Source organism: Paraburkholderia haematera (genome assembly GCF_905220975.1).
In the GTDB taxonomy this organism is placed as follows: domain Bacteria; phylum Pseudomonadota; class Gammaproteobacteria; order Burkholderiales; family Burkholderiaceae; genus Paraburkholderia; species Paraburkholderia haematera.
The window spans coordinates 21,826-47,627 of the sequence record NZ_CAJNBK010000006.1; the positions used below are offsets into that span (position 1 = coordinate 21,826).

Annotated in this window: 17 protein-coding genes; 6 read left to right on the forward strand and 11 right to left on the reverse strand. The window is 59.2% G+C overall.

The genetic code is table 11. The features are described from left to right. Nucleotides 1-771: 771 nt before the first annotated feature. The gene (locus KHO23_RS13330) at nucleotides 772-1,530 is read right to left on the reverse strand and encodes an SDR family oxidoreductase (RefSeq protein WP_211611706.1); all 759 of its coding nucleotides are present in this window, start codon (nucleotides 1,528-1,530) and stop codon (nucleotides 772-774) included. Between the two features lie 132 nt (nucleotides 1,531-1,662). Then, nucleotides 1,663-2,625 (reverse strand): GlxA family transcriptional regulator, encoded by a 963-nt coding sequence (locus KHO23_RS13335; RefSeq protein WP_211611707.1) that lies wholly within the window; start codon nucleotides 2,623-2,625, stop codon nucleotides 1,663-1,665. A 240-nt stretch (nucleotides 2,626-2,865) separates the two neighbouring features. Between KHO23_RS13335 and KHO23_RS13340 the strand changes: the two genes are divergently transcribed. Beyond that, nucleotides 2,866-3,504 carry an HD domain-containing protein gene (locus KHO23_RS13340; protein ID WP_211611708.1) on the forward strand — a complete coding sequence of 213 codons (639 nt, stop codon included), beginning with the start codon at nucleotides 2,866-2,868 and terminating at the stop codon, nucleotides 3,502-3,504. 262 nt (nucleotides 3,505-3,766) lie between these two features. Next, entirely contained in the window at nucleotides 3,767-4,060 is a 294-nt protein-coding gene (locus KHO23_RS13345) for a hypothetical protein (protein ID WP_211611709.1), read from the forward strand. A 54-nt stretch (nucleotides 4,061-4,114) separates the two neighbouring features. Here the strand turns inward: KHO23_RS13345 and KHO23_RS13350 are convergent, their stop codons facing one another. From KHO23_RS13350 to KHO23_RS13390, 9 genes are all read right to left on the reverse strand, one after another. Further along, on the reverse strand, nucleotides 4,115-5,701 hold the full coding sequence (locus tag KHO23_RS13350) for a Na+/H+ antiporter (RefSeq protein ID WP_211611710.1): 1,587 nt from the start codon (nucleotides 5,699-5,701) through the stop codon (nucleotides 4,115-4,117). A gap of 218 nt (nucleotides 5,702-5,919) precedes the next feature. Then, nucleotides 5,920-7,422: a TolC family protein gene (locus KHO23_RS13355; RefSeq protein ID WP_407946053.1), complete on the reverse strand. Its 1,503-nt coding sequence runs from the start codon at nucleotides 7,420-7,422 to the stop codon at nucleotides 5,920-5,922. Continuing rightward, a complete protein-coding gene (locus KHO23_RS13360; protein ID WP_211611711.1) occupies nucleotides 7,412-8,839 on the reverse strand; it encodes an HlyD family type I secretion periplasmic adaptor subunit in 1,428 nt (475 codons plus the stop codon). The genes KHO23_RS13355 and KHO23_RS13360 overlap by 11 nt, the downstream gene beginning before the upstream one ends. After that, nucleotides 8,839-11,016, reverse strand: a complete 2,178-nt coding sequence (locus tag KHO23_RS13365; RefSeq protein ID WP_407946054.1) for a type I secretion system permease/ATPase — start codon at nucleotides 11,014-11,016, stop codon at nucleotides 8,839-8,841. Before KHO23_RS13365 ends, KHO23_RS13360 begins: the two co-directional genes overlap by 1 nt. 71 nt (nucleotides 11,017-11,087) lie before the next feature. Further along, nucleotides 11,088-14,642: a calcium-binding protein gene (locus KHO23_RS13370; RefSeq protein WP_211611712.1), complete on the reverse strand. Its 3,555-nt coding sequence runs from the start codon at nucleotides 14,640-14,642 to the stop codon at nucleotides 11,088-11,090. Nucleotides 14,643-14,726: 84 nt separating this feature from the next. After that, the gene (locus KHO23_RS13375) at nucleotides 14,727-15,461 is read right to left on the reverse strand and encodes a hypothetical protein (RefSeq protein ID WP_236066833.1); all 735 of its coding nucleotides are present in this window, start codon (nucleotides 15,459-15,461) and stop codon (nucleotides 14,727-14,729) included. 294 nt (nucleotides 15,462-15,755) lie between these two features. After that, a complete protein-coding gene (locus tag KHO23_RS13380) occupies nucleotides 15,756-16,520 on the reverse strand; it encodes a hypothetical protein (protein ID WP_211611714.1) in 765 nt (254 codons plus the stop codon). 231 nt (nucleotides 16,521-16,751) lie between these two features. Continuing rightward, complete coding sequence (locus tag KHO23_RS13385; RefSeq protein ID WP_211611715.1) at nucleotides 16,752-17,564, reverse strand: hypothetical protein; 813 nt, start codon at nucleotides 17,562-17,564, stop codon at nucleotides 16,752-16,754. Between the two features lie 725 nt (nucleotides 17,565-18,289). Then, complete coding sequence (locus KHO23_RS13390; protein WP_211611716.1) at nucleotides 18,290-19,015, reverse strand: GntR family transcriptional regulator; 726 nt, start codon at nucleotides 19,013-19,015, stop codon at nucleotides 18,290-18,292. A gap of 161 nt (nucleotides 19,016-19,176) precedes the next feature. On the opposite strand from KHO23_RS13390, the gene KHO23_RS13395 reads away from it, so the two are divergent. The 4 genes from KHO23_RS13395 (at nucleotide 19,177) to KHO23_RS13410 (ending at nucleotide 25,799) form a co-directional block, all read left to right on the forward strand. Then, on the forward strand, nucleotides 19,177-20,397 hold the full coding sequence (locus KHO23_RS13395) for a pyridoxal-phosphate-dependent aminotransferase family protein (protein ID WP_211611717.1): 1,221 nt from the start codon (nucleotides 19,177-19,179) through the stop codon (nucleotides 20,395-20,397). A gap of 281 nt (nucleotides 20,398-20,678) precedes the next feature. After that, nucleotides 20,679-21,965, forward strand: coding sequence for an MFS transporter (locus KHO23_RS13400; protein ID WP_211611718.1), 1,287 nt, complete (start codon nucleotides 20,679-20,681; stop codon nucleotides 21,963-21,965). A 39-nt stretch (nucleotides 21,966-22,004) separates the two neighbouring features. After that, complete coding sequence (locus tag KHO23_RS13405) at nucleotides 22,005-22,754, forward strand: 2-keto-4-pentenoate hydratase (RefSeq protein ID WP_211611719.1); 750 nt, start codon at nucleotides 22,005-22,007, stop codon at nucleotides 22,752-22,754. 24 nt (nucleotides 22,755-22,778) lie between these two features. Continuing rightward, on the forward strand, nucleotides 22,779-25,799 hold the full coding sequence (locus tag KHO23_RS13410) for an FAD-binding and (Fe-S)-binding domain-containing protein (RefSeq protein WP_211611720.1): 3,021 nt from the start codon (nucleotides 22,779-22,781) through the stop codon (nucleotides 25,797-25,799). Nucleotides 25,800-25,802 lie beyond the last annotated feature (3 nt).

Sequence of the window (25,802 nt, forward strand, 5' to 3'; positions counted from 1 at the left end):
CGTCGTGCAAAGCAGGATTCGCGATCGCGGCTGCCGTCGAAAACACGCTAAATGCGTGAAAAAACCAGCCGTCACGATGATGACGGCCGGCGTTGCTCACGCGTTCGTCGATCCAAAGGTGAGAATATTCGGGAGCGTGAGGCAATCGCGGACACGTGAGCTGCGCTGCATCATTGCGCCTCACTATCCAGCCATCCCGTCGACGGCTTCCACAAGCGCCATCCACATCGCCTCTTACCTGGGTATGCAGATTACCCGCGGTCGTTCAAAGGTGAGGGTTTTCGGGAATGGCCTGTTCGGGATCCTCGATATCCCGCCCAGCATGCCTTTGCGGCCAGCCTCAGCGCTCGAAAGGTGAGCGTTTTCGGGAGCGGCCCGACGGACACTTCACGCGGAACCCCACCCGCTCCGAGCCAAAGGTGAGACTTTTCGGGAGCAGACACGCGCATCGTGCACTAACGTCGCGTGCGATCCCGTATCACGTTCCGCGTTTTGAGAACATCCACCGACAGGGAAGATGGCGACGCGGACGACAAGCGGTCAGCGGTTTTGCTATTCCCGCAAGCCACCTCCTGTCTCTGAAAACCGATCGTCTCCTGGAATCAGTTGGATGAGTCAGCACATTCTTTCTGTTGGCGCCGATGCGGCTATGTGTTCGTGCCGCACGGCGAAATTGGAGCGGCTGAGCGCGGCGCGATGGTTGCGTTCGGCGTGTGAATATCGGCGTATCCGCCGAAAGGTGAGGTTTTACGGGAGCGTGGTGCGCTCGTGTCAGCCTTGCTTCGCGACCTCGCGAATATCGGCAACCGGCGTTTGCCCGAATGCATCGCTGAAGGCGTAATCGAGCAACTGGCTCGCGCATTGTTCAGGTGTCGAAAGCAGGCCGTTGCGCTTGAGGTCTTCGAATTTTTCGCGCATCGGGAACTGCTCGGCGCCGCTGCCGCGAATTTCCGCCTGCATGTTTGTATCGATGACGCCTGGTGCCAGGCTGCAGATGCGCAGCGCACGATTCGCGTCGAGTGCAACGGCGCGAGCGTGATGATCCAGCGCGGCCTTGGTCGCGCAATAAATGCTCCAGCCGGGATACGCATTGCGTGCCGCGCCGCTCGAGATATGCACGATGCGCCGATCGGTCGCGTCGACGCTGGCTGCGGCGAGGGCGCTCGCCAGCATCAGCGGCGTGGCGACATTCAGGCTCACAGCGGTGGCGATGTCTGTGGCGTCCTGGCCTTCGATCGGACCGATTGGCTGAACCCTACCCGCGTTGTTGATCAGGAGGACGCTCTGCGCGCCGCTGACGAAGCTGCGCAACGCATCGGTCGCGACCCACTGCGCGACGCGCGTGGGATCGGCCAGTTCGAGATCGATTTCTTCGAGCAGTGCTGGGAACCGCTCTTTTAGCGTGGCATGACGCGAGCGGGACAAACCGAGTACCGCGACGCCGCGCGCCAGCAGTTGTTCAGCAAGGGCGGCGCCCAGACCGCGCGTGTGGCCGGTCACGATCGCGCGGATCGGAGAAGAGGTGGACATGTCGTTCCTTGTGATCGTTGGCTTGGGAAGACCGTCATTTTCTCACGCAACGTTTCATGTCGGCAGCGACCTGCTCGTCGGGCCGCATTCCGGCGACCTTTCAGCCGCGATCATGTCGCTCTGATGTTTCCTTCACGCAGAGCGGAAGCGCTCGCGATATTGCACAGGCGTCACACCGATTCGTCTTGTGAAGACAATGCGCATTCGGTCCGCGGTGCCGAAGCCGCAGTCGTAGGCAATTGCCTTGAGCGCCGCGTCGCTGCTTTCGAGCAACTTGCGCGCCGCATCCACGCGCGCGCGCTCAACGAATTCGTGCGGCGTCACCTTGGTCTCCTGCACGAATACGCGCGCAAAATTCCGTGCACTCATGCCGGCGACATCAGCCAGTTGTTTGACCGTAAAGCTCTCGTGAATACGCTCCATCACGTGCGCCTGCACTTTGGCTACAGGCGAAGTTTCATCCGCCGGTGCGGTGAGATAAGGGCTGAACTGCGACTGCCCGCCTTGCCGCTGCGCGAACACCACCAGCCGTTTGGCGACGGCGAGCGCCGTGTGCGGCCCATGATCCTCGGCGACTAGGGCAAGCGATAGATCGATGCCCGCCGTTACGCCCGCCGACGTGACCAGGTTGTCGTCGCGCAGATAGATCCTGTCGAAATCGACGTGTGCTCGTGGAAACTGCGCAGCGAGTTGTGCCGCGTGCTGCCAATGCGTCGTGACCTTGCGGGCGTCGAGCAGCCCGGCATGACCGAGCGCGAACGCGCCGGTGCAGATCGAGCCATAACGCTCGCACTGCCTGGCGGCTCGCGACAACCATTCCAGCAAACGTGGGTCGGGCGCGGCACCCTCGGGCAGCGCGGGGCCGCCTGCAACCAGCGCCAGACCAAACGGGCGAAGCGCCTGTTCGAAAGTGGCGTCGGCCACGAGCGTCATGCCGTTTGAGGCGCGCAGCGGCCCTGGTTCCGCACTGAGCAGCGTGACCTCGTAGCGATCCTGCGGCGCGATGAACCGATTGGCCTCGGAGAACACATCGACCGGACCAGCTACGTCGAGCGCCTGTACGCCAGGGAAGATCGCGATCGCGACGGTAGGCATCGAATGATTTCCTTTGACGATGGACGGAATCCGCGCCCCGCGGCAGTGAACGCGGTGCGTTTGGCAGTGTTCAGCGGTCCGTGGCGATTGCCCGCGCCGGCGCGCTGACCAATACTGAACCTCATCGGACGCGCTGCTTGAACGGTCACAAAAAGCATCGCGGACCAGCATACCAAACGCGCTATCAAGTCACCAAGACTGCGCGTCCGGTCCATTCGAGTCTTTCATGGAGCAATTCATATGACCACGATCGCAGGCATCCAGATCCCCGACAGCATGATGGCGCGCGAAGCCACGCAGCTCGTGCGCGATACCGAAACCGAGTTGCTCTACCACCATTCGCGGCGCGTGTTCCTGTTCGGTTCGCTGGCCGGCGTGCGCAAGCAACTCAAGTACGACCCCGAGTTGCTGTACATCGGCGCGATGTTTCATGACATGGGACTCGTGGCGCCGTATAGCAGCGAGCATGATCGATTCGAGGTGGACGGCGCGAACGCGGCACGTGATTTTCTGAAGCGCCACGGCATCGGCGAGGACGATATCGAACAGGTGTGGAATTCGATTGCGCTGCACACCACGCCAGGGATTCCACAATATATGAAGCCGGTGGTGGCCCTAGTTACGGCAGGTGTGGAGATGGACGTGCTGGGCCTCGCTTACGACGAGTTCAGCGAGCATCAGCGTCATGAGGTCATTCATGCCCACCCGCGCGGCGCGCATTTCAAGGAAGGCATTATCGATGCATTCGCGCACGGCACGATCCACAAACCGGAGACGACCTTTGGCAACGTGAAGGCGGACGTGCTGGCGCTGAAAGACCCGCATTACCATCGCGAGAATTTCTGCACGATGATTCTGGGTTCGGCCTGGAAGGATTAGTCGGCACATCGTAGCGAAAGTGACAGCGACATAGAAAAAAGATTATCAGCGCAATTTTTATTCAACATGTCATTTCCAGTCAGCGTTCGCGACTAAACGCATGAAACACCCGGACGATCGTTCACGGCGGCCAGCCCCGGGTGTTGCATTCCCAGACCCGGCGTGTGCAGCGGATCGACCGCGGCCTGTCTGTCTGAGCGTTTGAACGTCGCCTATGTAGCCGATTTTGAAACCCGGCTGCTCACTTGAGACTGGAGATGTCATGAAATCGATTCGAACTGTATTGATGTGCAGCCTGTTGCCACTCGCGCTGATTGCGGGTTCCGTGCAGGCTCAGGGAATAGGGCGCGCCGGTACTTATCTGATGCCGCCGAACTTCGGCATGATGATGGAGAAGCTGACGCCTGAGCAGCGTACCCAGGCCATCGGCATTGAGCAGAAAATGATGCAGATGGAAACGGAGTATCAGGACTCGATGGCGCAGATGGAGATGAAGCACGCGCACGAAATGATGCAAATGCAGAATCAGCTTCTGGATATTTTTAAAGGCCATTAAAACGGACCAAGCTTCGACCGGGTTCGCGTGTGGACTAGCGTCAGGCGCGCCCGGTTATCCTCTGCCATGCAGCGCGGCGATCTCCTGCAAATCGAGATCCCGCTCCAGCTCGGTCAGCAGTTCATCATGAATCAACCCTGACCGATGCATCCGCAACAACTCCTGGCGACCGGCCGCTACGGCGGCAAGCACGACGTCGTAATGCGCCTCTCTAACATCGGCGGGATACTCTGTTGCGTCCTGGTGAGCTTCGGTTATCCGCGCCCGATAGCTATATTGTTCCAGCAGGCGTGGATGAATCACTTGTCCCTCTGCGTCATGCACGAGCGGCTGGATCGCGGCAAGCTGAATTGCTTCGAGCCTCGCCCATGCCTGCGGTTCGCTCAAATGCTGTTCATTGCGCTCCTTGATGCTGTCCAGTTTGACCCAGCGAATCAACGTGCCGATCGTGGTCCCTTGACCGAGCACGGTCACGAGAATGACCGCGAATGACGCGACCAGAATCAGGTCGCGCCCCGGCATCGCCTCGGGCAACGAGAGCGCGATTGCCAGCGTCACCACGCCACGCATGCCGGCCCAACTCGTCACGGTTGCCGAGCGCCAGTCGAGCGCGATGTTGGCGCGCTGCATCAGCTTGCATACCAGTCCCTTCAACCATTCGACGACGAACACCCACACGAAGCGCGACAGCACGACCGCAGCGATCACGGCGCCGACCGTGGGTGCCAGCGCGGTCAACGTATCGCCGACACCGCCAAGCCGCACGATCACACCGCGCAGCGATAGCCCGATCAGAAGGAACACCAAGGCTTCCATCAGGAAGATCAGGATCTGCCAGAAAGCCGTGCCACGCATGCGAACCGAGGCTGAGAATATTTCATGCTGATGCCAGCCGAGCACCATCCCGCAACTGACGGTCGCGATGACGCCCGAGACGTCCAGCATGTCGCCGGCAATGTAGCTGATCCACGGGGAGAGTGCGGATGCGGTGATGATGAGGTAGGCGTCGTCGAGATAGTGCAGCAGCTTGACGACCACGAAGCCAATCGCGATGCCTACCGCCACGCCACCCAGACCGAGCACCGCAAACTGCCCGAGGGCGTGTTGCGCGCTGAACGTGCCGGTGAGTGCCGCCGCGACGGCGAAGCGGAACAGCACGATGCCGGCGGCGTCGTTGAGGAGGCTTTCGCCTTCGAGGAGCACCATCAATCGGCGCGGCAGCGCGACGCGTTCCAGCACGGCTTTCGCGGCGACGGCGTCGGGTGGCGAGACGATTGCGCCCAGCGCGAAGCACGCGCTCCACGGTAAGGCCGGCACGACCCAATGCACGACCAGGCCGACCGCGAGCGTCGTAAAGGCGACGGCGCCGATCGCGAGCAGCAGGATGCCGCCCAGATTGCGTTTGAACTCGTCCCACACGGAGAAGTACGCACCGTCCATGAGGAGGGGCGGCAGGAACACGACCAGGACCAGTTCGGGATCGAGGTTGATGGGAGGCAGTCCGGGCACGAATGCCATCGCGGCGCCGCCGACCAGCAGCGCTGCGGCCGGGGGGAGTTGCAGTCGCTTGGCGAGCAGCTGGAGACCGATCATCGCGACGAGCGACAGCAGGACGAGTTTGAAGCCCATGACGGTGGACATGCGGGAGCCTCGGTGGGTGGCGGAACGTGAGGAGTTTCTTTTTATCACACGGCGGAGGTTCTGCCTGTTGCTGGGCCGATGGGAGATACGCGTGGGGTAGCAGTTCGCAATCGTGCTCCTCGGCCGATTGTCGATCTCATTGCCCTTGTCGGGGTCGTCGTCGCACATGCCGCGCGCCATCGCGTCCACCAATGCGGATGCGCCTATTGCATACCTGACTATTGTTGAGGGACCTGTTCTCTACGCAGATCCCCTGCATCCAGATGACCCATCTTTGCGGCCAGTTGAAGCCGCACCGTGCGCCAGTCAGTGAGGGCCTGGATACGTTGCTGTTTGGCCTCTGAAAGCGCCTTCTGTGCGCCCAGCAGTTCTAGGATGTTTCCCACGCCCGCTGCATACCGATGCCTTGCAACATCAAATGAACGCTGTGCAATCTGCTTTAGCACAACGGTGTTCCCAACATTCTGTATGTTCGCCTGGAGTGCCTGGTAGCTCTTCCAGACTTCGAGTCCAACCTGCTGGCGGGCTTCGTCGAGCGTGTCCTGCAGGACTTCCACCTGGGCGTGTGCCCCGCGTACCTTATAGCTCCTGCTGAACCCTTCAAACAATGGGATCTGCACCTGCACGCCAACATACCGGTCGCGCCCGGTCGCGGCGAACTGCGGCTCGCCCAGCCCAAGACTGGCAGGCTGGTTGTTCTGGCTGTACTTCGCAACCAGACTCAAATTGGGCAATCCTTCGGCGCGTGTCTGCTGTTCACTGGCGATTGCCGCGCCGAGCTTCGCCCTGGCAGCGGCGATCGCCGGGTGGGCGCTTTGCGCTTCGTCGATCATCGTGGCGACCGACGCTGCGAAATCCTGGTCTGGCACCACGCCATCGTCGGCATCGGGCATCGTAACGGGTTGGTCCGGGCGCAGGCCCATGTCGGCGGCGAGGGTGCCAAGGGCGACCTGCAGGTCGCCTTCGATCTTCGCCCGGTTGAACATCGCTTGCGCGTATGAAGTCTGGGCCTGCAACTGATCGGAAATCGCGGCGACGCCGTGAGTCACGCGTGCCGATGCTGCGATAAAACTGTCATGCGCGATGCTTTCCGCTTCCTTCGCTGAGGCCAGCTTGCCGGCTGCGGCCTGGGCTGCGTAGTAGTCTGTTGCCACGGTGGAAAAGACCGTCTGCAAGGTTGCATCCTGGTTGGCCCGCGCGGCGGCGAGCAGCGCCTGTGCGTTGGCAAGCGCGGCCTTCCTGCCGCCAAAATCGTACAGCACCCAGTTCGCCGAGACGGAGCCGGAGTAGACCGTGGAGCGGTTGGCCGAACTCAGGCGGGGATAGCCCTTCACGTTTGTCACCGCGTCGTCACGCACGTCCTGCAGGTTAGCCGTCAGGGTCGGCAGATACGCTGACTTTGCCACCCCAACGGCGGCGGCCTGCACTTTCACATTCGCCCAGGCCTCCCGCGTTTTGGGGTGCTCGCACAAGGCGCGATTCACAGCCTCGGCCAGACGAAGGGGTGCACCTAGCGGACCGAACTGGCAGGGATGTGCCGCGTCAATATCTGCAAATGCGTCCGCAGGTGTACGCGGGACGGTGGCGTCAGTGCGGAACACATCGATTGCCCTCGCGATATCCGGTGTGCCACCTAATGCCGATAGGCCCAGCACCGCCAGCGTCGTGCGAATGTAACCAACAAGAACGGATCTTGCGCTATTGACCCGTTCAACGTTCACGCAGGCTCTCCCCGGTTGTCTGCGCAAGTGGGTCGAGAAAATATCCTGCAACGCTGCGCCGTCCGGTCCTTATTTCGGCCGTCACCTGCATGCCCGGAGTGAGGTTGATCGACTTGTCATTGATCTGCATCTGGTTGGTCGGGAGGCGAATGTGCGCCGTAAATGTCAGACCCAGTTTCTGGTCCCTGTTCTGCGCCGCGTCGTTCGATACGGACGTGACCTTGCCGGTCAGGTAGCCGTATCGGGTATAGGGGAAGGCTTCGATCTTGACGATGGCGTCCTGCCCAACATTGACGAAGCCCACGTCCTTGTTCTCAATGCTTGCTTCGACTTCTACCGCGTCGTCCGGCACGATCTCCATGATCGACTGTGCAGTTGTGACGACTCCGCCGGGCGTATGTGCGACCAGTTGCTCGACCGTTCCTGAAACCGGTGCGTAAAGCGTCATCAATCCCTGTCGCGTTACGGCCTTGATTTCGTCAGCGTGGTTCTGTGCAAACTGCTGCTTCGCCTTGTCGAGCGCATCAAGCTGTTCCCGGGAGAATTGCGAGGTTATCGCCTGTATTGTCGCCTTCTGCTCCACTATGGAAGCGGTCAGTTCACGAGCGTGGCTTTGCTGCGCGGCAAGTTCGTGCTCCTGTTCGAGCGCGGTCTGCTCCTTGCTGAGATAGTCATGCTGCGCGACGTACTGGTCGCGCGCTAATGCCCGGTAATCCTCGGCTGCGCTACGCGCCAGTGGTGCAGTTGCACGCAGTTTGGCCACTTGTTGTTGGGTCGTCGAGAGTTCGGCTTCCCGCTTAAGAAGCTCGGCCTGCGACGCGGCGAGCTTGTCCGCGTATTCTCGGTAAAGCCCTTCGGTGAAATTCTGCGCCTGGACCTGTTGCTCGGACGATGCGCCATCCACGGCAACCAGTGGCGGGACGTGCCCGGTTTTGACCGCATCCAGCAGCGCGGTCGCCCTGGCGGACGCGAGTGCTGCATCGATCCGCGATGAACGGGCCTTGTCCGCGTCCGCCGCTGCCTGTGTCGCGTCGAGAACCAGTAATGCCTGTCCCGCATTGACGCGCTGACCGTCACGAACCAGAATCTGCCGCACCACGCCGGTTATCGCCGGCTGGATGATCTTGACGCGCTCGTTGGGAACAAACTTGCCCTTTGCCGTGACGACGATATCAAGCCGACCAAGGATGCCGATCAGCAGGATCAGCACTGACAGGATCACCAGAATGCGAATTGCCCATCGAGGCGCTGGATGAACAGGTGTTTCAACCAGTTCGAGCTGGGCCGGCTGGAAAGCCAGTTCGTAACTGAGCTTTTCGGGAGCATCAAGCTGGTCGCGGATCGACCACCCGGCCCGCCATATACCCGCGTACCGACCCATCAGATCAGCGAATGCCTGCAGATGGAAACGCATCATCAACTGTTCTGCAGAGAAATAAGGTGGGCGTAATAGCCGCCATGCGCGAGCAGCGCGTCGTGTGTCCCACGCTCCACAATCCGCCCCTTGTCCATCGCGATGATCTGCGTCGCATGACGCACGGCGCTCAGGCGGTGGGCGATGATGATCACGGTTCGTCCCGCGCAGATGGCTCGCATGTTGTTATGGATGACGCGCTCGGTTTCGAAATCGAGCGCGCTGGTCGCCTCGTCGAAGATCAGAATGCGTGGATTGGTGAGCAGCGCCCGTGCAATCGCCAGTCGCTGGCGCTGGCCGCCTGACAGATTGCCGCCGTGCTCCTCGACGGGCGTGTCGTAGGCCTGCGGCAGTTCGCAGATGAAATCATGCGCGCCGGCGAGTTTTGCGGCCCGCATCACAAGTTCAAGTGGCGCGCCTGGATCGGTTAGCGCAATGTTCTCGCGGACTGTACGGTTAAAGAGCGCGTTCTCCTGCAGTACAACGCCCACCTGTCGGCGCAACCACGCAGGATCGGCGAGAGCAAGGTCGATGCCGTCGATGCGTACAGTGCCCTGCTCAGGCAAGTAAAGTCTCTGCAGCAGCTTCGTGAGTGTGCTCTTGCCAGAGCCCGAACGGCCGACAATTCCGATCACCTCGCCCGCGCGCACGTCCAGGGATATGTCATTGAGAATCGGTGGACCGTCCGCACGATACCGGAAACGGATGTTCTCGAACCGGATGTTGCCGTTCACTGCAGGCAGCGCCTGACGGCTTTGCGGCAATTCGTTGCGCGTGTTGAGAATGTCACCGAGACGCCCCATCGAGATGCCGATCTGCTGGAAGTCCTGCAACAGTTGCGCGAGACGCAGGACCGGCGAGGCGACGTGCTGCGACATCATGTTGAACGCAACCAGTTGACCCACAGTCAGCCGACCGTCAATGACCAGCTTCGCGCCCAGCAGCAGCGTCGCGAGCGTGACCAGCTTGCCGACAAACTGGATAAGCTGCTGGCCCACATTTCCAAGCGCCGTCACGCGGAAGCCCGATGCGACGTAGGCCGCGAGTTGCGTTTCCCATCTTTTGATGAACTGCGGCTCGACGGCCATTGCCTTGACCGTTTCGATGCTGGAAACGGTTTCGACCAGAAACGACTGGTTGTCCGCGCCGCGTGCGAATTTCTCATTCAGACGCTGGCGCAGAGTCGGCATGAGCATGGCGGAAACGGCGGCATAGAGTGGCAGCGATGCCACGACGATCAGTGTGAGCCACACGCTATAGAGGCACATTACCCCGATGAAGACTATCGAGAAAACCAGGTCGATGACAGCGGTCAGTGCCTGACCTGTCAGGAAGTTACGGATGTTCTCCAATTCACGCACACGCGCCACGGTATCGCCCACGCGCCGGGCCGCAAAGTAGGGTAATGGCAGGGCCACCAGATGGCGGAACAGGCGAGCGCCCAGTTCCACGTCGATCCGGTTGGTGGTGTGTGAAAAAGTGAAATTGCGCAGACCCGTGAGCAGCACCTCGAAGGTGGAACTGACGAAAAGTGCAATGCCGACAACGGCGAGTGTGTTGTAAGCGCGGTTCACGAGCACTTTGTCCATTACCACCTGGAACACCAGTGGCGAGACAAGCCCGAAAACCTGCAGGACTAGCGACACGCCGAGTACTTCCAGCAATAGTCGCCGGTATTTGATGATCGCCGGAATGAACCACGAAAAATCGAACCGTGCGAGCTCACCGGCGAGCGAGGCCCGCGACGTGAATAGGAGCATGCGGCCAGTAGTACGAACCGCCAGCGCGTCGAGCGGCACGAGAGTCGGAGCGGCTGCCTCGGCTTCGAGAATAAAGGCCGTCTTGCCGTCGCATCGCGCGATGATGAAATGCTTGCCGTCCTTGTCAAATGCAAGTGCGGGTAAAGGCGTACGATCAAGCCGGTCGATTCGCAGTGGTGCCTGGGTCGCCTTCAGACCGATCGAGCGGGCGCTCAGAACCAGCGTGTCACTGTCGAAGCGCTCGTTGTTACGCGCAGTGGCATGACGTAACTGCGCGGCGTCTGCTGCAATGCCATGAAACCGCGCGATGACGACAAGGCACGCTAGTGCCGGATCGTGAGCGGGGTTGTCGGGGGATGCGGTATCAGAGGCGGAGCCCGGTGAGGGAGGCACCGGCTGGTTGAGTTCAGGAGCGTTCAAGGGACATTGAGTTTTTTGGCATCCGCGACGCAAAAAGGCCGCGGATGCCTGAACAGCGGATGATGGGAGCGTTAGTGCAGGTTAGCCGCGAGCATTGCTTGCGGCTGCTGCTGGATTGCATCCGGCATCTGCGAGCTGGCCGCTGGTTGCACGCCGTAAGATGCCATGCCCGCGATCAGGTTGTTGACTTGCCGATCAGCGAGAGACGCGACGCCATTCGCCATATTGAGCAGTTGCTGCCTGTTCCATGTCGTGCCATCAGCAAACTGCACTGTCTGAACGCCATAGCCGCTGCCGCTCTTAAACGAATCCAACGTGATCTGGTCGCCTGCGATGCCATCCGTCAGCACAATGCCGGAATTGCTCGAGCTCTTCACCGTGACGGATGATGCGCTGATTCCTGCGCCCAGTTGCAGCACGTTATGGGGCGCGCTGCTGGAGTCATACTCATCAATCTCAAGTTTCCCGTAGCCCGCATTGAATATGAACGTATCGCCGCCGCCACCGCCCCACACATAATCGTTGCCGCCCTTGCCGTCGAATACGTCCGCGCCGCTGGTCCCATACAGTTTGTCGTTGCCCGCAGTGCCAGTTGTCGCCATCTGGAGCAGTTGCTGCCTGTTCCATGTAGTGCCATCGGCAAACTGCACCTCTTGCACCCCCCAGTTGCTGCCGTTTAAAAACGAATCCACCGTGATCTGGTCGCCCGCGATGCCATCCGTCAGCACAAGGTTGGAATTGCTTGTGCCTCTCACTGTGACTGATGATGCAGCGATTCCCGCACCCAGTTGCAACACGTTATGCGGCGCGCTGCTGGAATCATATTCACCAATCTCAAGTTTCCCGTAGCCCGCATTGAAGATGAACGTATCGCCACCGCCGCCGCCCTGGACATAATCGTTGCCGCCCTTGCCGTCGAATACTTCCGCGTTGCCAGTCCCATAGAGCGTGTCATTACCCGCCGTGCCTGTAGTGGCCATCTGGATCAGTTGCGCACGCGTCCAGACTGTGTTGTCAGAAAACCGTACCGCTTGCACACCCATATAGGCAAAGAGCATGGCCGAATCGAGGGTGATCTGATCCCCCGTGATACCGTCCGTTAGCACCAGATTGCCGCTGCTAGTCCCCCGCACCGCGACCGACGATTTGCTGATTCCAGGGCCAAGCTGAAGAACGTTGTAGGGGCTGCTGCTCTTGTCCGACTCGTAAATTTCTAGTTTCCCGTAGCCCGCATTGAAAATGAACGTATCGCCACCGCCGCCGCCCTGGACATAATCGTTGCCGCCTTTGCCGTCGAATACTTCCGCGCTGGCAGTCCCATAGAGCGAGTCATTACCCGTTGTTCCGCAGAGTGCGGCAACCTGGATCAACTGATACCTCGTCCATGTCGTGCCATCGGCAAACTGCACAAGCTGGATGCCGCCGCCGCTGTCGCGCAATTCCCCCACCAGCGTAATCTGGTCGCCTGTGACGCCGTCGGTCAGCACCATGTCGCCATTGCTCAGGACCTTGGCCTTGATCGATGACGGGTCGATCCCCAGACCGAAGCTCAGTGTATTGGCAGGTGCGCTGGAGTTCGGGTCGCTTTCACGAATCTCGACGACACCATCACCGGCGGAGTAGTGGAATACGTCGTGACCCGGCAACTGGGTGCTTGGGTCGTTACCGGCGCGTTCACCGATCAGCACACTGACTCCCGGACCAGCATAGAAATCGTGATAGATCGTGCTGCCTGTTTCCTGGATACGACCGGAACTGTCGAAACTGATTTGCAGCCCTGAAGCAATGGCGTTCGCAACCGACGCGATGGTGTCGTTCGTCGCAGCGGCAACGTATTTCTCAAACAGAGAGTCCGACATGCCCATGTCAAAACGCGCTGCATCTGCGACGCGTAACAGCAGATCCCATGAGGCAAGATTCGCGGCGGTAATTGTGCCGAAACGTTGGAAGGCTGCAGCTAGCGCTGGTGCGAATGTCGCAGTCGCTTGGACCGTATCGGTGGAGGCGTCGTACCTGAATTCGGGCGCGACGCTGGCAGCCAACGGCGATTGCAAAACAAGACGTGCCAACGCCGCGTCATACAGATCATTCCAGCTTTGTTGCAAGTAGGCCGCCGCCCTGATTCCAGGGTTGACGCCGTCACCAGTCGAATTGAACGACCGGCCCAAGTACTTGTCTGCGAAGCTGAGTTGCCGTGCGTCAATCGAGCCGCCCCGTGACGTGGGGTCCAATGAAGTAACCCCCGCCCATTGGAAGAGAATTGCCTGGGCCGCCGATTCGATTCCGGAGGGGCTTGTACCAGCCGGTAGGGCAACAAAGGCCTGCACCAGATTCTGCAAACCTTGGTCGAGCGACATCGCAGAGCGCAGGTCCCGCAACGTCCCTGCGCCGGCCAATTGAGGGAGCGCCGCGGCAGTCGCCGTCACTTCTACGGGCGTAACCGGTTTGGTGTTCATCGTGCTGTTGGCGAACCACGCATCAGCAATTTCGCGGGTGGTGCCGTCCGCCAGCGTATAGCTGCTAATCGAACTTATCTTGTTGCCTGCGATGGTCTCAGTTACCGCAGTGGCATTCAGGTTGATGGAAACAATGCCGAGCTGACTGAGTGTGTAGAGTTCGCCTGAATCGGAGGCGCCGTTCCCGTTTGCATCGACCCACACCCGCAGGCTTGCAAATGCGGGATCTGATGCGTCGATAACGTTGTCGTGATTGGCGTCGAGCTTACGCAGGATGTCAAATCCGTCGGTCGTTTCGTTGCCGAATAGCTGGGTAATATTCGTGATGCTCCGGTCGTCCGGATCGAAACAGAGCAACCCCATGCCGGCACCGACCCAACCAGTTTGGCGGGCAAAGCCGTTGTTGGCCAGGTCGAAGTAGGGGGAACTTGTGTTCAGGGGTGTCAGGTTGATTCCCGAACCGGTCAGGTCGAGGACAAGCGGGCTAATAAGTGCGTCATCACCCGGGTATTTGCCCATCGCCGCACCCCCGGCGCCAGATTCGGGCCCTTTCCCGCCAGCGCCCGGTGCTCCCGGCTGACCGGAATCAGGCGAGCCGGTACCCAACTGCGACTCGATGTCATTGAGCAGATTACCAATTTCGGCTGCGGCAGCTTTTACTTTGTCCGTAATTGCGTTGCTTGCTGTCATTGCCAACAAACCCGCCGCAGCCGAAATCGCTAGGCCGAGACTGGCAATGGGGGCCATCGCTGCCGATCCGGCCATACCAGCCGCTGCTATCGCACCAGCGACACCCGCGATCACCGACCCAATGGTATTGACTACGGTCGCGACGGAACTTGTCACATCCAGGCCCGCAGCGCTTATTGAACCCTGATTGCCAGACGCTACTGCATTGTTGTAGGCAGTCAGCGAACCGGACATTGTTTCTATTTGTTTCCCGAGTTTGTTGTAGGCCGTCACAGCCGCGCTAGCGGTGCCGATTGTCGAGCTGAGCGTCCCTAAACTTGCGTTGTCAGTCAAAGTTGCTTTGCTACTGGCAATCGCCGTGCCGATGGCGAGCACCGTCCCTATTTCGTCGCCTGAGGCCGCTGTCTCTATGGCAGTACCGACCGAAGTGGCGGTGTCGAACAAGGGACCAAAATAGTCAGAAAACGAATAAGTTACCATTACTTGGTAGTCTCAATTAGAGTTATAAAAGCTGGATCAAATCACCGTTTATCGGGCTAAATTTGTTTTTGAACACGATTCCTGTTAAAGTTTTTCGTTACCTTCTGCTCCTGTGAGAAGCATCCTTGCCATGTATCCACGATAAGGTTCAGGCAAAGAATTGCCTTTGGCATAAAGAATCTTGACCGTCGTGCACGTGTCTTCGTCGTTGGCCGTCTTCAGGTCCACTAGTCCGGAAATGAACGCACTGGATTGCGGGCCATACATTGATTGAGCAATTTTTACAATACCCTGCGTAGCGTTGTCAGTTGACAGCACGATAACCGGCGCCCCATTCAGTTGTGCTTCAATGGCGGCTTTGTTGAAAGTGATCCATGCTTTTGCTTCCTCGGCACTGAACGATTCCATAGCCGGATAAGCTTTGATGAAGAACTCCGCAGCGCTGAGTCCTCCTCTCAGGAAGGTGCTGCACATATGGGTGTCCAGCGAGGGCAATATCTTGCTGACCGAGGACAGACGTTGTTCTAGCAGCTCAGTCGGTAACCGGGGCACTCCCTTGGCTTGAAGTTGACCAGACAATCTCAGCAAATAACCCGGAGTCGCTGAATCGCCAACAGCCGCCAGTTTTTTATTACTTAGCACCCATGTTCGATACTCATCGAATTCACGGTGCATCGGTGATGAAATCGGAAAGGGATTGAACGAGGCTGCAAGATCTTTTGAATTGGTGTTGTCAGACTTGGTATCCCTAGCGCCGATATCACCGTTCGTGGGATTAATCGCTCTCGCTACACTTTTTCTCGCTTCTTGGTTTTTCATAAAAAGGCATCCGAGGGAAAACGCAACCGAGAAAGTAATAATTAAAGTCGCAGTGCGCCGATATCTTGTATAACTCATCTATTTCGTCCAGTAGTGTCTTAACCACATCTCAGAACAGCGAAAAAGCGCCGGTGGGTCAAGCTTCCACCGTTTGGGTGCGGTTTAGCGTGCTTTGCAAATCAAGAAAGGTTGCGCAACGGTATATCGGAAATTTCTGCATTGGTGCTAGGAGTAGTCAGGTGAATCGGAACCTGAAGCGCGCCATCAAACCGGTTCGCATTTCCCGGAGTCTACTCAGAGTTTCTGACGCCCATTGTCCATAGTCAGAAGCAATCTCGCCATATACCCACGATACGGTTCAGGCAGAGATTTTCCTTTGACATAAAGGGTGCGGGCCGTCGCGCATGCATCCTCGTCGCTCTCGGAATTCAAATTGGCCAACCCGGAAACGAATGCTCTGGATTGTGGCTGATAGATTGATTGTTCAATCTTTTGAAGGCCCTGTAGCACTTCCTCAGTTGACACCACGATAATCGGCGCTCTGTCTAACTCAGCTTCAAGGGCAGACCTGTTGGCGAAGAACCATGCTTTCGCTTCGGCATCGTCGAATGATTCCATGACCGGAAAAGCGTAGCTTTGGAACTCCGACTCGGGCATCTTTCCTTTGATATATTTGCTGCACATATGTGTATCCAGCGACGCTAATATCTTGTTAACAGAGGACAGGCGTTGCTCCAGTAAATTAGTCGGCAACCGAGCCATCCCACTGTTTACCATCTGGCCGGATCGAAGTAATTTATCAACCGGCCCGACCGCACCAACTTCATCGGCCAGCTTCCTCTTATCTAACAACCATTGGTGAAATTCCTCTGCCTCGCGGTATGCAGGAGATGTCTTCGAAAATGGATTTATCCATACCGTAGCGTCACTGACCCTGGCAGCCCTAACGGAGGTCTCCTTGACATCCTGTTTCGGTGCCAGATCGCGGCCGTGGAAAAACGCCGTTACGGCGCAGATAACCACAATCGCAGTGAGTAAGAATCTGGTCGCTAGTTTCATTTATGTAATTCCGATGCTGTGCCACGCGTTTTTAAGAACGGTGAACCAGCGTTAGCGTGGCAGCTTTCCAGCGTTCGGCACTTTTTAGAGTTCCCCGCAATCATCGAATAAACGCTGTGCAACCATCTAGCGGAAATTTCTGCATTGGTGCATAGAATGGTCTGATACTTCAAACCCTGAAGCGTGGCATCAAGCTCGTACGCATTTCCCGATTGAGCGACAGACCTAATTCTATTCAGAGTTTCTGACGCCCATTTGCATGGTAAGAAGCAATCGAGCCATGTACCCCCGATACGGTTCGGGTAGCGAATCTCCCTTAAAATAGAGAGTGCGGGCCGTGGCGCATGCGTCTTCGTTGCTCTCGTTTTTTAAATTAGCCAACCCGGAAATGAATGCCTTGGCTTGCGGCTCGGACATTGATTTTGCGATTTTAAGAATGCCTTGAGTCGCGTTTTCGGTTGACAGCACAATAGGGGGTGACCCATGCAGTTGTGCTATGACTGCAGACTTACTGGTGAGGAACCACGCTTTCGCTTCGGTGTCACTAAACGTGTTCATGACGGGATATGCATAATCGTTGAGCTCTATGTCGGACAACCTTCCCCTAATAAATTCGCTGCACGTATGCGGATCGAGAGAAGCGAGTATTTTGCCGACGAGAGGCAGATGTTGCTCCAGCAGGTCGGTTGGCAACCGAGCGTACCCTTTCGCCGCCAGTTGACCGGATAACATCAACAGATCAGCTGGACGCGTGGTATTGCTGGCAGCGGCCAGCTCCCTATTAGTCACCAACCATTGACCGTATTCGTTGAACTCGCGGTATATCGGGGACGATACGTAATATGGATTCATCCATACGGCAGGATCGTTGACATTCACATTCGTGTTGCCAACCTTGACTTCACGCTCCCTGTTGTCCCTGACCGCAATCTTCCCCGCTGCATGCTTTTTCGTAAAAGGGCATCCATGAAAAAATATGAACAGAGACCAGAAAAGCAAAGCCGCAGAGCGTAGGTATCTCGTTGTGTAACTCGTTTGTGTCATTCCGGTGCTGTCCTAACCACGCATTGGAACAGCGGACGGGTGCTGGCGTAGCAGACTTCCACCGTTCAGATACTCTTGGTGTGCTTTGCAATAATCAAGAAAGGTTGCGCAGCGGTGTACCGGAAACTTCTGCAGTGGTGCCTGGAATGGTCAGGTGAATCGAACGAAGCAGTTGTCGACTGATTGCCTGTGCTTCCCCGGACAGGCAGGTGGATTATCGCTAGGCATGAGTAGGGACCGCGGCACGATGCCAGTGCGTGATAATGGCGTGTCATTAGTTCGGCACCATCCGGATCACGCCAGATAAAAGGTGGCTTCGGCCAATTGCCAAGCAGGCTAGTGCTGCATCGACTCGGCAGAATGTATTTGCATCAGTGGCTTGGCACTGTTGTGGGCGTGTTATCCACAGCCTTGATCACAAATTATGTGGACAAGTAGAGTTGGGGTGTCGCGCCTGCGGCGACGGGCTTGCTATTTTGGTTTTTTTGCGTGGCCGGCGGCTAGGCGATAAGCGATGCCTAGTCATCACCCGCGGCTGGATATTTCTATTGCGTCAACGACTTGGCTGGGATGTGCGAAGGTTGTCCACAGGCTTGCCAACATTTTATGGGGACAAGTTTCTTGCCCGCGGCGCCACCGTTTTTTTGCCTGCGACGTTGGAAAACAAAGGGAGGCCCAACATCGCAAGCACGCAACCCATGTCGCCACCCAAGACAGATGACCGCTCAAGCCTTCAGCACCGAAGCCGCCACCTCCTCCCGCGACTGCACCTGCAAAACCGCATCCCGCTTGTCGAGCAAATGTTGCCGAAGAATCGCGCTCAACCTCTTCCCATCCCGCGCTTCGAGCGCCTTCAACATCTCATCGTGATCGTGAATCGCGCTATCCCACTTAGGGATCTGAAAATTCGACCGGAACCGCAACGCCTGAAGGCGTCGATTAACGGCCACATAAGTCTGCCGCAGTGCTGAATTCCTCGCCGCTTCATTGATCTTGTCGTGAATCGCCTGATTGCGGCTGTAGTACCCGGCCAGATCGTTCTGCGTACGACAAGCCAGCATCGCGTAATGCAACGCCTTGATCTCAGCAAGCTCCGCAGCCGTCATCCGCTCCGCCGCCAACTCGCCGGAAAAAGCTTCAAGACCACTCATCAATTCAAAGGTCTCGCGCAACTCCGCTTCCGACATCTTCGACACCGACGCGCCCCGATTCGGCGAAATCTCGATCAGCCCTTCCGCGGCCAGCACCTTCAGCGCCTCCCGCAACGGCGTGCGCGAAATCCCGAGCGTCTCGCATAACTCGCGCTCGTTCAGTTTCTTGCCTGGCTCGAGCACCCCCTCGACGATAAAGCGGCGAATGTGCTCCACCACCGTGTCGTGCAAACGCTGACGCTCCACCTTCGGCATCAGCGGGGACGCGGTCACACTCGCATCAAAATCAGAATTTTGCATACAAAAGCCCTCAACATCGTGTTAGCGCGATTTTATCGGAAGCATAAAGATTAGTTAATAGCGCGGGTAAACACCGGTGTCCACACGCAATTTTCGTCTTGGGATCGTCATGGATCGTCTGATATAGTTTTTTGCATGCAAAATTCAATCGGAGGAGCCCAATGCTCAAGCTAGACTTTCACCCCGCTGGCCGTCACTTTCTGCAGATTCCGGGTCCGAGCCCGGTGCCCGATCGCATTCTCCGGGCGATGAGCTACCCGACCATCGATCACCGCGGCCCCGAGTTCGGCGAACTCGGTCTGAAGGTGCTCGACGGCATCAAGAAAATCTTCAAGACGCAACAACCGGTGGTGATCTATCCGGCGTCCGGCACCGGCGCATGGGAAGCGGCGCTGTCGAACACGCTGAGCCCCGGCGACCACGTGCTGATGTTCGAAACCGGTCACTTCGCCACGCTGTGGAAAAAGATGGCGGAAAGCCTCGGACTGAAGCCGGAGTTCCTCGGCTTGCCTGGCATCGAAGGCTGGCGGCGTGGGGTTCAGCCGCACATGATCGAAGATCGGCTGCGCGCCGACACGCAGCACGCGATCAAGGCGGTGTGCGTCGTCCATAACGAAACCTCGACAGGCGTCACTTCGGATATCGCCGCCGTGCGCCACGCGATCGACGCCGTCGGCCACCCGGCGCTGCTGCTGGTCGACACGATCTCGGGTCTCGCGTGCGCCGACTATCGCCACGACGAATGGGGTGTCGACGTCACCGTGTCGGGCTCGCAAAAGGGTTTGATGTTGCCGCCTGGCATCAGCTTCAACGCGATCTCGCCGAAGGCAGTGGCCGCCAGCAAGCAGGCCAAATTGCCGCGTAGCTTCTGGGACTGGACCGACATCGTCGAGATGAACAAGACCGGCTACTGGCCGTACACGCCGAACACGAACCTGCTGTACGGGCTCAATGAGGCACTTGAGATGATTCTCGGCGAAGGGCTCGACAATGTGTTCACGCGTCACGAGCGTCTCGCCGAAGCCACCCGCCGCGCGGTTCGCGCCTGGGGCCTGGAGATCCAGTGCGCGGATCCTGCCGTGTATAGCCCGGTGCTGACCGGCGTGATGATGCCCGAGGGTATCGATGCCGACACCGTGCGCAAGGTCATCTACGAACGCTTCGACATGTCGCTCGGTACCGGCCTCGGCAAGATGAAAGGCCGCATGTTCCGCATTGGGCACCTCGGCGACTGCAACGACCTGATGCTACTAGCAACGCTGGCCGGTTGCGAAATGGGCCTGCGGCTCGCGGGCGTGCCGCTTAAGGAGAGCGGTCTGCCTGCCGCTATGGAGTGGCTGAGCCAGCCGACGCAAGCCTCGGGGCTGAAAGCAGCGGCTTGAGCGCTTCAGTGCGCTGGCGCGTGGTCCATAAACGCAACGGCACCGGTGCCATGACGCGCATTGGCGCAGTTGCGGACCGGCGCCAGGCGCAGCACGCGATCGGCAACAAGCAACACGCATCTCGCAGCAAGGGAAGGCGGGGAGCACTTCCCTCACGAAGCCGCGCATAGAACGCGGCCCACGAACAACGTGCGATGTTCCCGCGGCGTATGTCGCCGGCGGGCAACGATGCAGCGCGCCATGCCAGGCGCGCCGTCGATAGACTGCAATGGAGAGAGACGATGAAGCGGTTTCGTGTGAGCAGTGCGACCAGTATCGTTCTAGTGATGCTATGCATCATGTACTTCATCACTTACCTGGACCGCGTCAACGTCAGCACCGCGGCGGCAGGATTCGGCAAGGAGTTTGGCCTTTCCCATACGGAAGTGGGCCTCGTATTCTCCGCCTTCGCCTATCCGTATCTGATTTTTCAGATCATCGGCGGCTGGGTCAGCGACCGCTTCGGTGCGAAACGCACGCTGATTTTCTGCGGCGCCATCTGGGGCGTCGCGACGTTGCTGACCGGTTTCGCCGGTGGCCTGGTTTCGTTGCTGGCCGCGCGCGTGCTGCTCGGTTTCGGCGAAGGCGCCACGTTTCCTGCCGCGACCTCCGCGATGGCGCGCTGGGTCGCGAAAGAGAAACGCGGCTTTGCGCAGGGCATTACCCACGCGGCATCGCGAATCGGCAATGCGGTCGCACCCGGTCTGATCGTGCTGGTGATGGCGACCTGGGGCTGGCGCGAGTCGTTCTATATCTGCGGCGTGTTCAGCTTGGTGTGGGTGGCGGTGTGGGCGTTCACGTTCACCGAGCATCCGAAGGACCATCCGCGTATCACGGCCGAGGAACTTGAAATCTTGCCCGCGCCGAAGCCGAAAGCGGCCGGCGTGCCGTGGGGAAAACTGTTTCGCCGCATGTGGCCGGTCACGATCGTGTACTTCTGCTACGGCTGGACCTTGTGGCTGTTCCTCAGCTGGATTCCGCAGTACTTCCTGCACAGCTACCACCTGCAACTGCAAAAGTCGGCGATCTTCGCCTCGGTTGTGTTCTTTGCCGGTGTGATCGGCGACACGCTCGGCGGCATCGTGACCGACTGGATCTTCACGCGCACGCGCAGCCTGAAGCGTGCCCGAAGCTGGATGGTGTCGGTTTGCATGCTGTTCTGTCTGCTCTCGCTTATTCCGCTGATGTTCACGCACAGCCTGTATCTGTCGATGGCGTGTCTTGCGTCAGGCTTCTTCTTCGCCGAAATGACGATCGGCCCGATGTGGGCGATTCCGATGGACATCGCGCCGGAATACTCAGGCACGGCGAGCGGCATGATGAACACCGGCTCGGCATTGGCCGCGATCATCTCGCCGGTGGTCGGCGGGTTTCTGATCGATTACTTCGGCAGCTGGGAGTTGCCGTTTCTCGGCAGCATGCTGTTGATGGCGATCGGCGTGGTGCTCGCATTCCGCATGCAGCCGGAAAGCAAGTTCGAACTCGGCGCGGCCGACAAAGCGCACGCCACCACGGGCGTAGGTGCATAAGCAGACTACGCGGCTCACCCTCTCTTCGCCTTTAAAGCAATGACACCATCATTGAGTCAACGTCTCGCCGACGCGCGCCGCCATCACCTGACGCTCGATGCGTTGCCGCCGGAGCAATCACCCGCCGACGGTGCCGCCGCCTATATGATCCAGCACGACATCCTGCGCGAGCTTGACGCGCCGATCGGCGGCTGGAAGATCGGCGCGAAGTCGGACAGCGGTCCGATCCAGGGCGCACCGTTGCCTGCGAGCGACCTGCACGCCGACGGCGCACGGTTGCCACGTGCGGTCTTCGCACCGCTAGGACTCGAACTGGAGATCGCATTCCGCTTCGGCCGCCGCTTCGAGGCATCGACCACGCCCTATAGCGAAGCCGACGTGCAGGCAGGAATCGGTTCGATTGGCGCGACGATCGAGATCGTGGCGAGCCGCTATGCCGGCTGGCCCAACGTCGACAAGCTCGCCCAACTCGCGGATTTGCAGAATCACGGCGCGCTGATCGTCGGCGAGTTCACGTCGTATCGTGCGGACTTTCCGTTTGTGGCGCCGTCGGCCCGCTTCAGTTTTGAAGGGCGTGACGTGGTCGAGACGATGCCCGCCAATCCGGCTGGCGATCCGCGACGGCTGCTGACATGGCTCGTCAATCACGCCACGTCGCGCGGCATCGCGGTCACACCGGAGATGGTCGTTACAACCGGTTCGTACACCGGAATGTTTTTTCCGCAGAGCGCGGGCACGGCGAGCGGGCGTATTGAAGGGCTCGCGCCGATCAGCCTGACGCTGTACTAGCCCGTTCTCTTATAGGCCGACGATATGACGAATCCCACTTCCGCTTTACTCGTCAAGCCGATCCACCTGGTGCCGTCCGCCGCGCGTCTGACGACGCCGCTCGCCCAACATCTGCGCAAGACTTTGCGCGGCGACGTATTGTTCGACGCGGCGAGCCGCGGCCGATATGCGACCGACGCGTCCATCTATCAGATCACGCCGATCGGCGTGGTGGTGCCGCGCGATCAGGACGATTTGCGCATCGCATTAGAAATCGCGCGTAGCGAGAAAGTACCGCTGCTCGCACGCGGCGCGGGCACGAGCCAATGCGGCCAGACGGTCGGCGAAGGGCTGGTCATCGACACCAGCAAATGGTTGAACAACATCGTCGCGTTCGATGCCGATGCGCGCACGGTGACGGTCGAGCCGGGCGTCGTGCTGGACCATTTGAACGCATGGCTGAAGCCGCATGGCCTGTGGTTTCCCGTCGACGTCTCGACGGCGGCACAATGCACGATCGGCGGAATGGCGGGCAACAACTCGTGCGGTTCGCGCTCGATCGAATACGGCAATATGGTGCATAACGTCGAGGCGATCGACGCGATCCTCGCCGATGGCAGCGAGGCACGTTTCGCGTCATTGCGCGAGGCGCCGCAAGGCGCGCACTTGCAGCAGATAGTCGAAGGCGTAAAGCAAATCGCCCAACGCGAGCGCGATGAAATCGTCGCGCAGGTGCCGAAGGTCTTGCGTCGTGTAGCGGGCTACAACATCGACCTGTTCGATTGCCAGAACCCGCGCGCTTATACCGACGACGGTATCGCCAATCTCGCGCATCTGCTGGTCGGTTCGGAAGGCACGCTTGCGTTTAGCCGGCAATTGACGCTAAAGCTCGTGCCGCTGCCCACGCATAAAACGCTGGGCGTGGTGAATTTTCCAACCTTCTGGCAGTCGATGGATCTCACGCAGCACATCGTGAAGCTGAAACCGGTGGCCGTGGAACTGGTCGATCGCACTATGATCGATCTGGCGATGAGCAATCCTGCCTTCCGGCCGGTGATCGGGAAGGCGCTGGTCGGCGATCCGCAAGCGATCCTGCTGGTGGAGTTCGCGGGCGAGGATCGTGATCAGCAACTTGCATCGCTCAAACAACTCACTGAACTGATGGCCGATCTGGGCTTGCCCGATTCGGTCGTCGAGATGCCTGACGCGAACGAACAGAAAGCACTGTGGGAGGTCCGCAAAGCCGGGCTGAACATCATGATGAGCATGAAGGGCGACGGCAAGCCGGTGTCCTTCATCGAAGATTGCGCGGTGCCGCTCGAACATCTGGCGGACTACACGAGCCGCTTGACCGAAGTGTTCCATCGTCACGGTACTGAAGGCACCTGGTATGCGCATGCGAGTGTTGGCACGTTGCACGTGCGGCCGATTCTCGATATGCGGCGCGACGGCGCGGTGAAGATGCGCGCGATCGCCGAAGAAGCGGCCGCGTTGGTGCGCGAATACAAAGGCGCGTATTCCGGCGAGCACGGCGACGGCTTGTGCCGCGGCGAATGGGTCGCATGGCAATACGGGCCGCGTCTGAACCAGGCGTTCACCGAGATCAAGGCGCTGTTCGATCCGGATAACCGCTTCAATCCCGACAAGATCGTGCGTCCGCCGAAGATGGACGACGCGCACAATTTCCGCTTTGCACCGGGCTACCAGGTGCATCGGATCGAGACCGCGCTCGACTGGTCCGCATGGAACGTCGACCGCGATCCGCTGACGGGGCAGGAGACACTGCCGGGCAGCGGCAACGATCTGGCAGGCGGTCTCGCGAAGGCCGTCGAGATGTGCAACAACAACGGTCATTGCCGCAAGTTCGACGCGGGCACCATGTGCCCGAGTTATCGCGTGACGAAAGATGAGCAGCATGTGACGCGAGGGCGCGCGAACACCTTGCGTCTGGCAATCTCCGGGCAACTCGGCGAAGCAGGTCTCGCCAGCGACGACGTCAAGGACACGCTCGATCTGTGCGTCTCTTGCAAGGGCTGCAAGCGCGATTGCCCGACGGGCGTCGACATGGCGAAGTTCAAGATCGAGGCGCGGGCGGCGCGCGTCAAACGGCATGGGCTGCGTCTGCGCGACAAGCTGGTGGCTTACATGCCGCGCTATGCGGCAACGGCGAGCCGCGTGCCGGGCTTGATGGCGCTGGCGGATAACGTGCCGGTGCTGTCGGCGTGGTTCAAGCGAACGGTGGGCTTTGCGCCTGAACGCACGTTGCCGCGTTTCAGGAGATCGTTTCTCTCCAATGCAGTGACGGGCAAACCGGCCCAAGGCGCCGCGCTAAAAGAAGTGCTGTTGTTCGTCGACACATTCAACAACACCATGGAGCCTGAAAACTCCCGCGCGGCGCAACGGGTGTTGGAGGCGGCCGGATACACGGTGCACTTCAATATGCGCCAGGGCGAGCGACCGGTGTGTTGCGGCCGCACCTTCCTCGCGGCCGGTTTGGTCGATGAAGCCAAGCAGGAAGCGCGGCGCATGCTCGATCTGTTCAAACCGTTTGTGGAGCGTGGGGTACCGATCGTCGGGTTGGAACCATCGTGTCTGCTGTCATTGCGCGACGAGTTTCTGCACTACGGTTTCGGCGAAGAAGCGCAACGGCTTTCGAAGCAGGCGTTTCTGTTCGAAGAGTTTCTGGTGCGTGAGGAAACGGCCGGGCGCTTGCAGCTTGCATTGAAGCCGCTGGCAAAAGAGCAGGCGCTCGTACATGGCCACTGCCACCAAAAGGCCTTCGACGCGTTCACGCCCGTGCAAACCGTGCTGAAGTGGATTCCTGATCTCAAGGTGTCGACGGTGGAATCGTCGTGCTGTGGGATGGCGGGCAGCTTCGGCTACGAAGCCGAGCACTACGCCACGTCACAGGCGATGGCGGAACTCTCGTTGCTGCCCGCGGTGCGCAAGATCGACGGCAACACGGTGATGGTCGCGGACGGCACGAGTTGCCGGCATCAGATTCATGATGGCGCGGGCGTCGACGCGATTCATGTGGCGCGGGTGCTGGCGATGGCTTTGCGGTGAGAG